Genomic DNA, 16052 nt, shown 5'->3' with positions numbered 1-16052 from the left:
CGCCGGTTTGAGAGTTTTGTGAAGGGGGAACTGCACGGGGAGCGGCTCCTGGGCCTGAGCGACGGCGCCGCCCCTGACGAGCCGACCCGTCGGCGCCCTCCTGGCGCCCGTTCGGCTCCGGGTCATTGCTGTGGCTGTAACTCACGCGTCCTCGTTCGGTCATCGGGGTCTACGACGGCGTGCAGGCGGGCGAGACTACCTCCTGATCACCGGAGATCTCGCCGCCTTGGCTTACTGGTAGCCGGCCCATTCGGGTGGATCTCCGTTCCCGAGGACGAACGAGATCGTCAGCTGGTTTCGACAACAACCTTGGCAGACCTCTCCCACGTTGACGCGGGATTCCCCGTATTGGAAAGCGGTCCACGCCGCGCGGGGGCCGTGCCCCACCACCGCCTGTTGTGACCACATAGGCGCCAGACTACGGCTTTTTGTTGTTTGCTCCCAACCTCTTGGGAAAGTCGCTGATTGCAGGGTTATGTTGAATGGACGTATCCTGCAGATGTATCGGTTCGATACATCGGCGCGAGAGGTGGTGGTTTCCGGTGGCCGGCGGACGTGGCGGGGTGCTGGAGCTGGCCGTGCTCGGGTCGTTGCACGAGACCCCGCTCCATGGCTATGAGCTGCGCAAACGGCTCAACGCCCTGCTCGGCATGTTCCGGGCCTTCTCCTACGGCTCGCTCTATCCGTGCCTCCGCCAGTTGCTCACCGACGGACTGATCATCGAAGACGGCGACGCCGCCGCTGCCAACGCCGACAGCCCCATCGCGCTCCCCGGCCGCCGCTCGAAGATCGTCTATAGGCTGACCGCGGAGGGCAAGGAACGCCTGCATGAGCTGCTCACCCAGGCCGGTCCTTCGGCCTGGGAGGACGAGAGCTTCGGCGTGCACTTCGCCTTCTTCAGGCACACCGAGGCGGAGGTGCGCCTGCGCATTCTCGAAGGCCGGCGCAGCCGGCTCGAGGAACGCCTGGACGGCGTGCGCACGGCGCTGGCCCGCACCCGCGAGCGACTGGACAGCTACACCCTTGAACTCCAGCGTCACGGTCTGGAGTCGGTCGAACGCGAAGTGCGCTGGTTGAATGAGCTGATCGCCACCGAACGGCGAGCGTCGCCCCCGGACGAGGAGCGGCGATCCGCGCGGGAGGGAACGTCCCGGGCGTCCGAGCCCGGGGCGGATACGACGGGGCGGCCTGCCACCCCGGAAGACAACTGACCACCAAAGAACAAAGGGGAGCGAGTGCCATGGGTTCGGTGCGCGTAGCCATTGTCGGTGTAGGCAACTGCGCCACGTCGCTCGTACAGGGCGTGCACTACTACCGGGACGCCGACCCCGGTGCCCGGGTGCCGGGCCTGATGCACGTCAAGTTCGGCGACTACCACGTCGGCGACGTCGAGTTCGTCGCGGCGTTCGACGTCGACGCCAAGAAGGTCGGCCGCGACCTGTCCGAGGCGATCGTGGCCTCGGAGAACAACACGATCAAGATCTGCGACGTACCGCCGCTGGGCGTCACGGTGCAGCGCGGCCACACCTTCGACGGTCTGGGCGAGTACTACCGGGAGATGGTCGAGGAGTCGGACGAGGCCCCGGTCGACGTCGTCCAGATCCTCAAGGACAGCAAGGTCGACGTGCTCGTCTCCTACCTGCCGGTGGGCTCGGAGGAGGCCGACCGCTTCTACGCCCAGTGCGCCCTCGACGCGAAGGTCGCGTTCGTCAACGCGCTGCCGGTGTTCATCGCCTCCGACCCCACGTGGGCCCAGAAGTTCGTCGACGCCGGGGTCCCGATCGTCGGTGACGACATCAAGTCGCAGGTCGGGGCGACGATCACGCACCGCGTGATGGCCAAGCTGTTCGAGGACCGCGGTGTCGAGCTGCTCCGCACGTACCAGCTGAACTTCGGCGGCAACATGGACTTCATGAACATGCTGGAGCGCAAGCGCCTGCAGTCCAAGAAGATCTCCAAGACCCAGTCGGTCACCTCGCAGATCCCGCACGAGATGCGAAAGGCCGACGTGCACATCGGTCCCTCCGACCACGTGCCGTGGCTCGACGACCGCAAGTGGGCGTACGTGCGCCTGGAGGGCAGGTCCTTCGGCGACACCCCCCTCAACCTGGAGTACAAGCTGGAGGTCTGGGACTCCCCCAACTCGGCCGGCATCATCATCGACGCGGTCCGCGCCGCCAAGATCGCCCTTGACCGGGGCATCTCGGGGCCGATCCTGTCGGCCTCCTCGTACTTCATGAAGTCCCCGCCGGAGCAGTACTCCGACGACGAGGCGCGCGACTACGTGGAGAAGTTCATCCGCGGCGAGATCGAGCGCTGACCGATCGGTGCCCTCATACGGCGAGAGCCCTCGACCCGGGTGGACGGGTCGGGGGCTCTCGCCGTATGAGGATCGCCGGTGGGCCCGCGTCAGCGGGCGGCGGGTGGGAGGTCGGTGGGGTCGGCGGCCCGCCAGGCGAGCGGGTCCGCGCCGAGCTCGATCAGCTGGGGGACCTGCTCGCGGCACCACGGGGAGATCGCCAGGCGGTCGCCGAGCACCCCGTCGGTGAACTCCTTCCACGGCATCCAGCGCACGTCCTCGACCTCGTCGGGGTTGGGCACGGCCTCGGAGGCGGCGATCACCCGGTAGACCGGGCACAACTCCCGCTCGACGATGCCGCTGTCCATGACCGCGCGATAGGAGAAGCGCGGCAGAAGCAGGTCGACCTGGCCGGCCGCGAGGCCCAGTTCGTGGGAGAGCCTGCGGGTCACCGCCGCGGAGAGCGGCTCGCCCGGCAGTGGGTGGCCGCAACAGCTGTTGGTCCACACCCCCGGCCAAGTGATCTTGTGCAGTGCGCGTCGGGACAGCAGGATCTGCCCCTGCTCGTCGAACACGTAACTGGAGAAGGCCAGGTGGAGGGGAGTGTCGGGACCGTGCACCGTGGCCTTGGCCGCCGTGCCGATCGCGTTCCCCGCACTGTCGACGAGCACAACGTGTTCATCAGGTGTCACTCGACCGAGGGTACGTGATCATGTTGGTTCACCGCGCCCCACTTGACGATACGTAGGTAAAGGTCGGTAATGCTCACCCGTACATTCAGGGATGTTCCCGATGCCCATCGGGGGCGGTCCCCCATAGGCTGAGCGCGTGTCATTCATATCCGACCTACGCGTGGTCCTGGAAGGTCGGGACTTCCGGAGGCTGTACGGGACCCGTCTCGTCTCGCAGTTCTCCGACGGGATCTTCCAGTTCGCCGTGGCCGGATTCGCGTTCTTCAGTCCGGAGAAGAGCACGAGCGCGGTGGGGATCGCCGCCGGCCTGGCCGTGTTGCTGCTGCCGTACTCGATCCTGGGGCCCTTCGTCGGGGTGTTCATCGACCGCTGGTCACGGCGGCAGATCCTGCTCGTCGCGCCGCTGATCCGCGGGGTGCTGCTGCTCGTGGCCGCGACGCTGGTCGCCGCGGACGCCCCTGACGCGATCTTCTACGCCGCCGCGCTCGGCGTGCTCGGGGTGAACCGGTTCTTCCTGGCCGCGCTGGGAGCCTCGCTCCCGCACGTCGTGCCAGCCGACCGGTTGATGGTGGCCAACGCGGTCACCCCGACCTCGGGAACCGTGCTCACCTTCGTGGGCGTGGGCGCCGGCTACCTCCTCCGGGCGGTCTTCGGCTCCGACCACCGGGGGACAGCGGTGCTGCTGGTCGTCTCCGGTCTCATCTTCGGGCTCAGCGCGCTCATCTCCAGGACCATGGACAGGCGGCTGCTCGGCCCCGCCTACGATCCCGACCGGCCGCAGGCCCGCGAGGCGGTGCGCCACGTGCTGAGCGGCCTGACCGACGGCGCACGGCACCTGGTACGCCACCGGGCCGCCGCCGCGGCGATGGGCGCGATGACCACCCACCGGTTCGTCTACGGCATGTGCACGGCGATGCTCGTGATGTTGTCGCGCTACTACTTCGCCGAGGACGCCGAGGACGCACTGAACGCGGTCTCCGTCGTGGTCGCCACCTCCGGGCTCGGCTACTTCCTGGCCATCCTGGTCACGCCGTGGGCCACCGAGCGCTTCGGCATCGAGCGGTGGGTCCCGGCCATGCTGGTCACCGCCGGGGTGCTGACGTTCGCGCTCTGCGCGCCGTTCCAGCAGTGGGGGTTCGCGGCCGCGGGCCTCGTGCTCGGCGTCGCCGGGCAGAGCGTCAAGATCTGCGCGGACACCGCGGTCCAGCGGGACGTCGAGGACGCCTATCTGGGCCGAGCCTTCTCCATCTACGACATGCTCTTCAACGGCGGCTACGTGCTGGCCGCCGCCCTGGCCGCGGCGCTGCTCCCGGCGGACGGCAAATCGACGCTCGTGCTGGTGGTCATCGCCGCCGGATACCTCGCGGGCGCGGTGGCGTACCGGGTCGTCACGCCGGCCCGAGTGATCGAGCCGCTGCCGTCATCGCCGTCGTGACCCTCTCCAGGTCGTCGTCGCCGATCGAGTAGGGCGGCATCGCGTAGAGCAGGCGGCCGAACGGGCGGAGCCAGACGCCGTGCCGCATGACGACGTCCTGGACGGCGGGGACGTCGACGGGCTCGTGGCTCTCGATCACCCCGATCGCGCCGAGGACCCGCACCTGACGCACGCCGGGTGCCGTCGCGGCCCCGGCCAGGCCCGCGAGGAGACCGGTCTCGATCCGGCGGACCTCCTCACGCCACGGGCGTTCCTCCAGGAGATCCAGGGAGGCGTTCGCCACCGCCGCGGCCAGCGGGTTGCCCATGAAGGTCGGCCCGTGCATCAGCACCCCGACACCCCGGGCCACCCGCTCGGTGCACAGCGTCGCGGCCAGCGACAGGTAGCCGCCGGTCAGCGCCTTGCCCAGGCACATGATGTCGGGCCTGATCCCGGCGTGGTCACAGCCGAACAGCTCTCCGGTCCTGCCGAATCCGGTGGCGATCTCGTCGGCGATCAGCAGGACGCCGTGCTCGTCGGCCAGTTCGCGGAGCAGGCGCAGGTAGGCCGGGTGGTAGAAGTGCATGCCGCCCGCCCCCTGGACCACCGGTTCCACGATGATCGCGGCCAGTTCGTGGGCGTGCCCGGCGAGAAGATCCGCCAGCCGGGCCGCGTAGCCCTCGTCGTACTCGCGCGGCGGCCGGTCGGCGAACACGTGTTCGGGCAGCACGCCGGAGAAGAGGTGGTGCATACCGTTGACCGGGTCGCAGACCGACATCGCCCCGAAGGTGTCGCCGTGGTAGCCGCCCCTGACCGTGAGCAGCCGGCCCCTGCCGGTGAGCTGGAACGCCATTTTGATCGCCACCTCGACGGCGACCGACCCCGAGTCGGCGAGGAACACCTTCGGCAGGCCGGTCATGGCGGCGAGCCTGCGGGCCAGCCGCACGGCGGGCTCGTGGGTGAGCCCGCCGAACATGACGTGCGCCATGTCCTCCAGCTGCTCCCGCAGCGCCCGGTTGAGCTCGGGATGGTTGTAGCCGTGGATGGCCGCCCACCACGACGACATGCCGTCGACGAGCTCGCGCCCGTCGGCGAGCGTCAGCCGCACGCCCTCCGCGCGGGAGACCACGTGTGGCGCCACCGGCTGGGGCACGGCCGCGTAGGGATGCCACACGTGCTCCCGGTCGAGTGCGGCGACATCGCCGGGGCCCTCGGGGCCCGCGGCCCGGTCAGGAGTGCCGCTCAGGGGCCACCTCATTCGCCCGCGCCCACTCGCGGAGGGCGTCCGCGGCGGCCTCCTTGCCGAGAACCCCCTGGTCCAGGCGCATGTCCAGCAGGAACTTGTAGGCGCGGCCCACGACCGGGCCCGGCGGGACACCGAGTATCTCCTGGATCTCGTTGCCGTCGAGCTCGGGACGGATCTTGCCGAGCTCCTCCTCCTCGGCCAGCCTGGTGATCCGCTCCTCCAGCTGGTCGTAGGTCCGCGACAGGGCCTGGGCCTTGCGCCGGTTGCGGGTGGTGCAGTCGGCGCGGGTCAGCTTGTGCAGGCGTTCGAGCAGGTGCCCGGCGTCACGGACGTAACGGCGCACCGCAGAGTCGGTCCACTCGCCCGTGCCGTACCCGTGAAAGCGCAGATGCAGCTCCACCAGGCGGGAGACGTCGGCCACCACGTCCTTGGGGAACTTCAGCTCCGTCATCCGCTTCCTGGCGAGCTGCGCGCCGACCACCTCGTGGTGGTGGAAGGAGACCCGGCCGCCGGGCTCGTGGCGGCGGGTCTTCGGCTTGCCCACGTCGTGCAGGATCGCGGCCCAGCGCAGGATCCGGTCGGGGCCGTTCTCCTCCAGGTCGATCGCCTGCTCAAGCACGATCAGCGAGTGCTCGTAGACGTCCTTGTGCCGGTGGTGCTCGTCGATCTCCAGGCGGAGCCTGGGCAGCTCGGGCAGCACGTGGGCGGCGAGCCCCGAGTCGACGAGGATCTTCAGCCCCTCGCGGGGGTGACCGCCGCCGATGAGCTTGTCCAGCTCGTCGCGGATGCGCTCGGCGGAGACGATGTCGATCCGGTCGGCCATCGCGTCCATCGCGGCGAGCGCCGCCTCATCGACGGTGAAACCGAGCTGGCTGGCGAACCTGGCCGCGCGCAGCATCCGCAGCGGGTCGTCGCCGAAGGAGCGCTCGGGGGGGCCGGGGGTGCGCAGCAGCCTGGCGTGCAGGTCGTCGAGGCCGCCGTAGGGGTCGACGAACTCGCGGGACGGCAGGCGCAGCGCCATCGCGTTGATCGCGAAGTCACGCCGGGCCAGGTCGCCCTCCAGCGTCTCGCCGTAGGCGACGTCGGGCTTGCGCGACTTGGGGTCGTACGACTCGCTGCGGTAGGTGGTGATCTCCAGCAGCCACCCGTCCTTGCGGACGCCGACGGTGCCGAAGTCGATGCCGATCGTCCAGACGGAGTCGGCCCAGTCACGGACGAGCTCCAGGACCGTCTCGGGCCTCGCGTCCGTGGTCAGGTCGAGATCGTTGCCGATCCTGCCCAGGAAGACATCGCGTACGGAGCCGCCGACCAGGGCTATCTGGTAACCCTTGGCGGCGAACAGCTCGCCAAGCTCGTCCGCCACAGGAGCGATCTTCCGGAACAGCTCGCTCATGCCGTGGCGCTGGCTCTGGGTCAGATTTGAAAGGGACAAGCCGGGTAGGTCCTTCGGTTACGGAACATGTTCCCCTGCGGGGATACACCTGAAGCGATCACCAGGTTACGGTCAGTCAGGAGAACCTCGGGGGCCGTGCGTCGAGGCAAGGAGCACACACATGAAGGATGCGCTCGCGATCCACCGCTGGCTCCTCGCACACCAGGTCCATCATGAGATCGTACGCCTTCCGCGCGCGATGACATGCTCGGACGAACTGCCCGAGGTGCTTTCCGCGAGCCCCGCCGTCTGCCTGGCGGTCACGGTCTTCGAGGTCACGACGCGAATCGCCCGCGAACCCGTGGCGGTCGTCACCTCCGTCGGCTCTCCTCCGCGCCCCGGCCTGATCGGCGGCATCCTGGGCGCGCGGCGGGTCCGGCCGGCCTCGGCCTTCACCGTCAACTCCGCCACCGACTACGCCTCGGGGCTGGTCTGCCCGCTGCTGCTGCCCGCCACCTTGACCGTGCTGGTGGACGAGCGACTCACCGACATCGCCACACCCGTCTACGTGCCCACCGGGGAGCGTCACACGGCACTCCTGATCCGTGCGGACCACCTGCTCACACTGGTTTCAGGCAGGGCCGTCGACCTGACTCGCCAGGGTTCCCGGAAGGAGGCGGCGACCTTTCCCCTCGCCGGTTAGGCCATACCATTACGGGCGTGCGCCGTACTCGACCCCTGGCCGGCACGTGATCCGCAAGGTCACGCTGCTCGCCCTGCTCGCCACCACGCTGCTCCTGCCCGCGGCCGTGGTCGTTTCCGGTACGGCGAACGCGCAGACGACCGCGGCGAGCCGGCTGAGTCTCCAGATCATGATGGAGGCCATCGGCCCCGACGTCCCCCGTGAGCCGACCACCGAGGTCAAGGTCTCCGGATCACTGGTCAACTCGGGCACCGAGACCATGAGCGGGCTGCGCATCCAGATGCGCTACTCGCCCCAGCCGTTCGCCCAGCGTGGCGACATCGAGGCGTACCAGTCGGGGCAGAGCCTCCAGCCGAGCGCCTGGCGCGACCAGCGCTACGTCCAGACCTCGATCGCGCCCTCGGGGAAGACGCCGTGGGAGTTCGTCTTCACCCCGCAACTGCTGGGCTTCTCCCGCTTCGGCGTCTATCCGATCATGATCGAGGTGCTCGACGCCTTCAACCAGCAGGTCGCCACCCTGCGGACCCTGGTGACCTACATGCCCAGGGAGACCAGGGTGGTCCGTACCCGGCTCGCCATGGTGCTGCCCATCGTCGACCAGCCGCGCCGGAGCGGTGACGGCGTCTTCGCGGACGAGGGGCTGCCCGCGGCCATGGCCCCCGGCAAGCGCCTCGGCGACCTGCTCAAGATCGCCCAGGACACCTCCTCGGCCAAGGGCCTCACCTGGGTGGTCGACCCCGCCCTGCTCGACGACGCGCGGGCCATGGGCGGGCCGCACGCGGTCAGGTCCAAGAACCGCACCCAGCAGCGTCCCGCGACGCCCGCGGCCGCCCAGTGGCTGAGCGACTTCCGCGAGGCCGTCGCGGACCACCCGGTGATGGCCACCCCGTACGGCGACCCCGACGTGGCGGCCCTCGCCCACAACGGCGTCGACAACGCCGCCGCGACCGGTATCAACGCGGCCAGGATCATCGGCAGGGAGACCCTCGGCCGCGATGTGATCACCAACGTGAACTGGCCGCTGGGTGGCCTGATCGACTATGACGGGCTGGACCTGCTGGCCACCGGCGGCGTCGACACCGTGCTGCTGAACGTGCTGAACCTGCCGCCGGCGGCGCCCCCGGTCACCACCCCCGACGCCTCGGCGACCCTGGAGAGCGTGAACGGCCCGGTCACCGCCCTGGTCGCCGACGCGAGGCTGAGCGAGACCGTCGGCGCGGACACCTCCGCCCCCGGCTCGGCGCTGATGAACCGCCAGCGGTTCATCGCGGAGACGGCGATGATCAGCGCGGAGCCGGTCAACACGGCCAGGACCGTGATCGCCGTTCCGCATCGCCGCTGGGACCCCGACCCCAAGTACGTGACCAACCTGATCGAGACCGCCGCCGGCCTGCCCTGGCTGCTGCCCGTCGGTCTCGACGCGGTCAAGCGCGGCAAGGGTGCCCCGACACCGCGGGCCGACCTGACCTACACCGACCAGAACCGGCGGGCGGAGCTCCCCAAGCAGTACCTGACGGGCGTCAAGAAGGTCGGCGCCCGCGCCGACCTGACCGCCGCGATCACCACCGCCCAGGATCTCGACGTCTTCGACCTGGCGCTGCTCCGTCTGACCTCCTCGGCCTGGCGCGGCAGGACCGCCGCCGCGGCACCGTACGTCCAGCAGGTCGCGGAGGCGATCGACAGCCGGATCGCCATGGTCTCCATCACCGGTAGCGAGCAGTCGCGCCTGCGCACCCTGGCCGGCAGCAACGGCGATGTGCCGATCAGCGTGCGCAACGAGCTGAGCGGTGAGGCCAGCCGGGTCGCGGTCCGCCTCAGGGTCACCTCCGACCAGCCCAAGCTGTTGAAGATCGAGCCGTACGTGGACCAGCTGATGATCCTCGGCGGCCAGAGCCAGACCATCCGGATCCCGATGACCTCGACCGCCAGCGGCCAGACCACGGTGACGGTGCAGCTCACCACCGACGACGGCCGCAAGTACGGCAAGCCGGTCGAGCTGACCGTGCGGACCACCGGGTACACCGGGGTCGCCCTGGTGATCGTGGGGGCGGCCCTCGTGGTGATGCTGGCCGCCGTCGTCCTGCGCGTGCTGCGCCGGCGGGGAGGTCGCCGCCCGGCGGCCGCTCCCCCGTCGGAACGCGATCGCGAGCCGGCCGGCACCGAGTCCTGACACCCAGCGGAGGAATGGCGCATGAGCAGGGTTCTGCGTGCGAGCGCGATCATGGCGGCGGGGACGATGGTCTCCCGCGTCACCGGCTTCGTCCGGACGGCGGTGCTCGCCGCGGCCATCGGGACCTTCGCCCTGGGCGACGCCTACAACGTGGCCTACACGATCCCGTTCACCCTGTTCGACCTGCTCATCGGCGGGGTCCTGAGCAGCGTCGTGGTCCCGATGATCATCCGGCGGCAGCAGGCCGACCCCGATGGCGGCCGGGCCTACGAGCAACGGCTGATGACGATCGGGTTCGTCGCGCTGACCCTGCTGGCGGTGGTCGCGGTGGCACTGGCCGGGCCACTGATCAGCCTCTACAGCACCGACTGGGGCCCCAGGCAGACCGAGGTGGCGGTCCGGCTGGCCCAGTTCATCCTCCCGCAGATCGCCTTCTTCGGGGTCGGCGCGATCGCCGGCGCGATTCTCAACACCCGGGACAGGTTCGCCGCGCCGATGTGGGCGCCGGTGCTGAACAACATCGTGATGATCGGCGTCGCGGTCGTCTACTACGTGAAACTGGGCGGGGCGGGCACCGACGTCGACACGATCAGTGACGCCGACCTGGCGCTGCTCGGGCTCGGCACCACCGCGGGCATCGTGGCACAGTGCGTGGTGCTGGTCATCGCGCTGCACCGGGTCGGCTTCCGCTTCCGGCCCAGGTTCGACCTGCGCAACGCCGGGCTCGGCGAGATGGGCAGGACCGCGGTCTGGACCTTCGCCTACGTGGGGATCAGCCAGCTGGGCTTCCTGGTCACCACCAAGCTGGCGACCGGCGCGGGCGAGCGTGCGCCCGGCGCGGGAAACGCCGCCTACGCCTACGCCTACCAGCTCTTCCAGCTCCCCTACGGGATCATCGCGGTCTCGGTGATCACCGCGATGCTGCCCCGGATGAGCAGGGGCGTGGCCGAGGGAAGACTGGAGACGGTCAGGGCGGAGTTCTCCTCAGGGGTGCGGCTGATCTCGGTGCTCCTCGTGCCCGCCGGGTTGCTGCTGATGGTGCTCGGCCCCGCGGTGACCGTACTGATCTTCTCCTGGGGCAACATGACCGTCGACTCGGCGGTCTACATCGGCAACGTGCTGCAGGTCTTCGGACTGTCGCTGGTCCCGTTCTCGATCTTCCAGCTCCTGCTGCGGGTCTTCTACTCCTTCGGCGACACCCGGACCCCGGCCTTCCTCGCCCTCGGCAACGTGACGGTGAACGCCACGCTCAGCGTCATCGCCTACTTCACCCTGCCGGCGAAGTACATCGTGATGGGCCTGGCCTTCGCGTTCACCGTCGCCTACGTGGTGGGCAGCGCGGTCGCCTGGGTGCTGGCCTCGCGCAGGGTGGAGGGCCTGGGAGGGCGCAAGGTGGCCGCCGGGCTGTCCCGGATGTACCTGGCCTCGCTCCCGGCGGCGGCGCTCGCGCTCGGCGTGCTCTGGATCACGCAGGAGCTCACCGGGCTGGACGCGCTGAGTGCCGCCATCATGCTGGCGGCGGGCGGCGGACTCGGTATGGTTCTTTACTTGGCGATCGCCCACCGGATGCGCATCCCCGAAGTGAGCTCGATCGTTGGAATGGTGGCAGGACGGGTAGGCCGGTAAGCCAAAGGCTTGTCTCAAACGTCTGACAAGGCGAACACGGGCGGAACCGGCGCGGGACTACCATGGTGCGACACGTGTGGTGACATGCGGCTAATGGAAGCAGGAGGGCGTGGGCGGATCCACCCGGCATCATGTGATGTGTCTTGATGTGCCGACCTGGCGTGGTGCTGTCGTGTTCTCAGTTTCGGAGTCCACATGAGTTCTCCCACCGTCGAGCCCGGCACCAAGCTGGCCGAGCGCTTCCGGCTCGAAGACCGTGTCTACGAGTCGGGCGGTGCCACGCTGTGGAAGGCCATCGACGAGGTGCTCGCCCGGCCCGTCGCCGTCCACACCTTCGACCCCGACTTCCCTCGCCTGAACGAGGTCGTCACGGCGGCCCGGGTGGCCAGCCGGCTGACCGACCCCCGTCTCACCCAGGTCTTCGACGCGACCGAGGACGACGGCCACTCCTACGTGGTCAGCGAGTGGGTGAGCGGTGAGACCTTCGGCGACATGATCGCGGGCGGCCCGCTCGACCCCGAACGGGCCGCCGCGATGGTCGCCGAGGCCGCCGAGGCACTGGCCCACGCGCACGAGGCGAACCTCTCCCACCTCTGCCTGACCCCCGAGCACCTGGTCTGGACGGCGGGCAGCACCGTCAAGCTGCTCGGCCTGGGGGTCGACGCCGTCCTGAACGACGTGACGAGCGACGACGGGGCCCGCGAGGACGTCGAGGGCCTCGGCCGCCTGCTGTACGCCGGGCTGACCGGCCACTGGCCGGGTGAGGAGCACGACAGCGGCGGCCTGCCGGTCGCGCCCATGGACGACGGGCACTTCTGCACGCCGCGCCAGGTCACCGCGGGCGTTCCCGGCTACCTCGACACCATCGTCTGCCGGGCGATGCTGCCGGAGACCAGGCGCGGGGCCGACCCGCTGACCACGCCCGCCGAGCTCGCCGAGGCCCTGGCCTCGGTGTCGCGGCCCAGCCCGCTGCCGATGCCGACGCCGATGCCCATGACGGTGCTCCCGGTGGCCTCCTCACGCTCCGAGGGCATCGACACCGCGGCGCCCCAGCACCACACGCCCCCACCCCAGCACCAGCCCCGTCCGATGCCCCGCCAGGCGGGTGGCGGGATGCTCAACAAGGTCGCCATGACCGTCGTCGTGCTGCTGGTGATGGTGGCCGTCGGCCTGGGGGCCTGGACGCTCGGCCGCAGCATCGGCAACGCCGGCACCCCGGTCACTGGCGAGCAGATCGCCACTCCCACGCCGACCGTGGCCGTCGCCACCCGCGAGGTGAAGGCCACGGCCACCGGCTTCGACCCGCTGGGCGACCAGGAGGAGGGCAGCAGGTGGGCCTCGGCCGCGGTCGACGGCAAGGAGTCCACCGACTGGCACTCCGAGACGTACGACTCCGCCGACTTCGGGCGGCTCAAGAACGGTGTCGGCCTGCTGCTGGACATGGGGGAGAGCATCCCGGTCAAGCAGGTCTCGATCGACTTCGGCGGCACCTCGGGCGGCGCCGCGGAGCTCAGGATCGGTGACTCGGCCGACCTCGACGCCCTGACCGCGGTCGAGAAGTTCAACGGGCTCTCCGGCAAGAAGACGTACTCTGCGGAGAACCCGCCGAAGGGCCGCTACGTGCTCGTCTGGTTCACCAAGCTGCCCAGCTACCAGGGCAAGTTCCGCGGCCAGATACAGGAGATAAAGGTCCTCACGATCAAGTGACACCGGTGCGATTTGATCTGTTTTACGCGGCTTCTTACAGATCATCGGAGAATCCATGGCACCATCTATCCCGTAGTGGTGTTCTCCCCGGACCGGTATAGCAGGACTCTCCTTGTGAATTCCCCACCCGAGACCCCGCCAGCGGCGGACCAGCAGACGGCGAAGGCCCCCGTGTCCGACGCCGACCTGCTCACCCGGCACCTCGCCGGGGATCCGCACGCCTTCAGTGAGATAGTCAAGCGACATCGAGACCGCATGTGGGCGGTCGCCCTGCGCACGCTGGGCGACCCCGACGAGGCGGCCGATGCCGTTCAGGACGCCTTCGTCTCGGCCTACCGCAAGGCCGGGAGTTTCCGCGGCGAGGCGGCGGTGACCACGTGGCTGCACCGCATCGTGGTCAACGCCTGCCTCGACCGCATGCGCAGGAAATCGGTACGCCCGGTGGCCGACGACGAACTCGTCGAGGCCGCGGAGCGTGACACCCCGGTGCTCGACCAGACGGCCGAGCGCGAGGTTTCCATGGAGGTCTCCGCGGCCCTGAAGCTGCTGCCCTCCGACCAGCGCGCCGCGCTGGTGCTCGTGGACATGATGGGCTACTCGATCGAGGACGCGGCCCAGGTGCTGGAGGTGCCGAGCGGCACGGTGAAGAGCCGATGCGCGCGTGGCCGGGCGAAACTCGCCCCGATTCTTTCCCATTTGCGGAACCGATCAGACCTGTCTCGCGTCTCATCCGCGAAGGGAGCACAACTTCGTGACGGGTGATACGCACTACGACCTGGAGATCTTGGCCGAACTGGCCGAGGGACTCCTCGACGCCGCCACGGCCGTGCAGGTACGCGAACATCTCGCGATCTGCGATCCCTGTGGCGAAAGTCTCGCCGACCTCGCAGCGGTCCGTGAGATGCTCGCGGCGACGCCCACACCGGCGATGCCGATGGGAGTCGCGCTGAGAATCGACCGCGCGCTGGCCGCCGAGGCCGAGAGCTTCCGTGGAGGTGGAGTGGGGCTGGTGGAAGCACCGGCCTGGGACGACATAATGCGTGACGCGCCGTGGGAGACGGGATCTCCCGCAGAACCGGCGCCGTGGGAGAGGGCGCCTCTTCCCGAGCAGGAGCCTGAGCCGGCCGTGCGGCTGGGGGTCGTCGGCGACGACGGCACCGTGATCCCGGTGAGTCCAGCGGGTCCGGCCAGACGTCACGGTGTGACCCGGCGGGCGACCCGGCGGCGCCGGTGGGCGATGCCCGCCGCGGCGGCGGGCGCCGCGGCCGCGGTGATCGGTGCGACCGTGCTGGCGACCGGAACGCTCACCGCGTCCGGCCCGGCCCCGAGTCCTCTCGTCGCCCAGCCCGCGCCGAGTGACACGGTCCAGTACGCGCTGACCGACAGCAACTGGAACTACACCGACGCCGAGCTCCGCGGCTCGCTGCTCAACTACATCGGCCCCGCGACCATCGTCGGCACGACTGACAAGTCCGGGATCGACAAGTGTGTCCGGCAGATCTCGGCGGAGATCGGCAAGTCACCCTTCGCCGTGGACCAGGGGTTCTACAACGGGCAGGAGGCCAACATCCTGCTCTTCTGGCAGAACCAGGCCAAGAACACCGTGCGTGTCCACGTCGTGGGCCCGCAGTGCGACAACGTGCGCAAGCCCGGCCTCGCACGCTGGAAGTGATCGGGGGGACCCGCGGGTAGGGTCCTCGCCCTTTCCGGGAAGGCCCGGCACGGATTCGTTCCGTGCCGGGCCTTCCCGTTTCACCTGCGAATCCGTCGGTGCGCCCGGCGGGAATCAGCTGCGCCTAGGATCTGTTGACGCCGGTGGCATCGACAGAGGGAGAGGCACGAGCAGTGATGGACGTCCGGAATGTGATCATCATCGGATCGGGTCCCGCCGGTTACACATCCGCTGTGTACTCCGCGCGTGCCGACCTCAACCCGCTGGTCTTCGAGGGGTCCGTCACCGCCGGTGGCGCCCTGATGAACACCACCGAGGTTGAGAACTTCCCGGGCTTCCCCGACGGCATCATGGGCCCCGACCTGATGGACGGGCTGCGCAAGCAGGCCGAGCGGTTCGGTGCCGAACTGGTCGCCGACGACGTGGTGGAGGTCGACCTGACCGCCAGCCCCAAGGTCGTCAGGACCGCCACCGACACCTTCTACGCCAGGTCCGTCATCCTGGCCACCGGCTCCGGCTACCGCGAGCTGGGCGTGCCCAACGAGAAGCGCCTGTCCGGACACGGTGTGTCCTGGTGCGCCACCTGTGACGGCTTCTTCTTCCGCGGCCAGGACATCGTGGTCGTGGGCGGCGGCGACACCGCCATGGAGGAGGCCACCTTCCTCACCCGGTTCGCCTCCTCGGTGACCGTCGTGCACCGCCGCGACGAACTGCGCGCCAGCAAGATCATGCAGGACCGCGCGTTCGCGAACGAGAAGATCCGCTTCGTCTGGGACAGCGAGGTCGTCGACGTGCTGGGCGAGAACAAGGTGAGCGGGGTGCGCCTGCGCAACCTCAAGACCGGTGAGGAGTCCGAGCTGGCGGCCACCGGCCTGTTCATCGCGATCGGGCACGACCCCCGCACCGAGCTCGTCAAGGGCCAGGTGGAGCTCGACGACGAGGGCTACATCAAGGTCGACGCCCCCTCGACCCGCACCAACCTCGACGGCGTCTTCGCCGCCGGCGACGTCGTCGACCACACCTACCGGCAGGCGATCACCGCCGCGGGCACCGGCTGCGCCGCCTCGCTCGACTCCGAGCGCTGGCTGGCCGAGCACGCCGGCGTGTGACGCCGGTCCGCGAGACCGACATCAGGCATCAGCCACCCATCA

The 16052-nt window shown here is 69.5% G+C and carries 13 protein-coding genes; 10 read left to right on the top strand and 3 right to left on the bottom strand.

Translation table 11 applies throughout. The features are described from left to right. Positions 1–542 precede the first annotated feature (542 nt). Entirely contained in the window at positions 543–1211 is a 669-nt protein-coding gene (locus ACFQVD_RS31915) for a PadR family transcriptional regulator (RefSeq protein WP_343970342.1), read from the top strand. Between the two features lie 29 nt (positions 1212–1240). Then, on the top strand, positions 1241–2320 hold the full coding sequence (locus ACFQVD_RS31910; RefSeq protein WP_343970345.1) for an inositol-3-phosphate synthase: 1080 nt from the start codon (positions 1241–1243) through the stop codon (positions 2318–2320). A gap of 89 nt (positions 2321–2409) precedes the next feature. Here ACFQVD_RS31910 and idi read toward each other — a convergent pair whose 3' ends face one another. Further along, a complete protein-coding gene (gene idi, locus ACFQVD_RS31905) occupies positions 2410–2991 on the bottom strand; it encodes an isopentenyl-diphosphate Delta-isomerase (RefSeq protein ID WP_343970348.1) in 582 nt (193 codons plus the stop codon). A gap of 136 nt (positions 2992–3127) precedes the next feature. Here idi and ACFQVD_RS31900 point away from each other — a divergent pair, with 136 nt between their 5' ends. Then, positions 3128–4426 (top strand): MFS transporter, encoded by a 1299-nt coding sequence (locus ACFQVD_RS31900; protein WP_343970352.1) that lies wholly within the window; start codon positions 3128–3130, stop codon positions 4424–4426. On the opposite strand, the gene ACFQVD_RS31895 is transcribed toward ACFQVD_RS31900, so the two are convergent. Continuing rightward, complete coding sequence (locus ACFQVD_RS31895) at positions 4380–5663, bottom strand: adenosylmethionine--8-amino-7-oxononanoate transaminase (protein ID WP_343970355.1); 1284 nt, start codon at positions 5661–5663, stop codon at positions 4380–4382. The genes ACFQVD_RS31900 and ACFQVD_RS31895 overlap by 47 nt on opposite strands. Next, complete coding sequence (locus ACFQVD_RS31890) at positions 5635–7044, bottom strand: CCA tRNA nucleotidyltransferase (protein WP_343970358.1); 1410 nt, start codon at positions 7042–7044, stop codon at positions 5635–5637. The genes ACFQVD_RS31895 and ACFQVD_RS31890 overlap by 29 nt, the downstream gene beginning before the upstream one ends. Positions 7045–7204: 160 nt before the next feature. On the opposite strand from ACFQVD_RS31890, the gene ACFQVD_RS31885 reads away from it, so the two are divergent. The 7 genes from ACFQVD_RS31885 (at position 7205) to trxB (ending at position 16010) form a co-directional block, all read left to right on the top strand. Beyond that, entirely contained in the window at positions 7205–7726 is a 522-nt protein-coding gene (locus ACFQVD_RS31885; RefSeq protein ID WP_343970361.1) for an aminoacyl-tRNA deacylase, read from the top strand. 46 nt (positions 7727–7772) lie between these two features. Next, positions 7773–9896 carry a DUF6049 family protein gene (locus ACFQVD_RS31880; protein WP_343970364.1) on the top strand — a complete coding sequence of 708 codons (2124 nt, stop codon included), beginning with the start codon at positions 7773–7775 and terminating at the stop codon, positions 9894–9896. A 21-nt stretch (positions 9897–9917) separates the two neighbouring features. After that, positions 9918–11522, top strand: coding sequence for a murein biosynthesis integral membrane protein MurJ (murJ, locus tag ACFQVD_RS31875; protein ID WP_343970367.1), 1605 nt, complete (start codon positions 9918–9920; stop codon positions 11520–11522). Positions 11523–11717: 195 nt separating this feature from the next. Next, the gene (locus ACFQVD_RS31870) at positions 11718–13229 is read left to right on the top strand and encodes a protein kinase family protein (protein WP_343970370.1); all 1512 of its coding nucleotides are present in this window, start codon (positions 11718–11720) and stop codon (positions 13227–13229) included. 114 nt (positions 13230–13343) lie between these two features. Next, entirely contained in the window at positions 13344–13991 is a 648-nt protein-coding gene (gene sigM, locus ACFQVD_RS31865; protein ID WP_343970373.1) for an RNA polymerase sigma factor SigM, read from the top strand. After that, positions 13981–14901 (top strand): anti-sigma factor family protein, encoded by a 921-nt coding sequence (locus tag ACFQVD_RS31860; protein WP_343970376.1) that lies wholly within the window; start codon positions 13981–13983, stop codon positions 14899–14901. Before sigM ends, ACFQVD_RS31860 begins: the two co-directional genes overlap by 11 nt. Positions 14902–15074: 173 nt before the next feature. After that, complete coding sequence (gene trxB, locus ACFQVD_RS31855; protein ID WP_343970379.1) at positions 15075–16010, top strand: thioredoxin-disulfide reductase; 936 nt, start codon at positions 15075–15077, stop codon at positions 16008–16010. Positions 16011–16052: the final 42 nt, after the last annotated feature.

This window comes from Streptosporangium amethystogenes subsp. fukuiense, from assembly GCF_042665875.1.
Taxonomy (GTDB): domain Bacteria; phylum Actinomycetota; class Actinomycetes; order Streptosporangiales; family Streptosporangiaceae; genus Streptosporangium; species Streptosporangium fukuiense.
The sequence above is the reverse complement of the archived record's forward strand: the minus strand, read 5'-3'. Positions and strand labels throughout refer to the sequence as shown.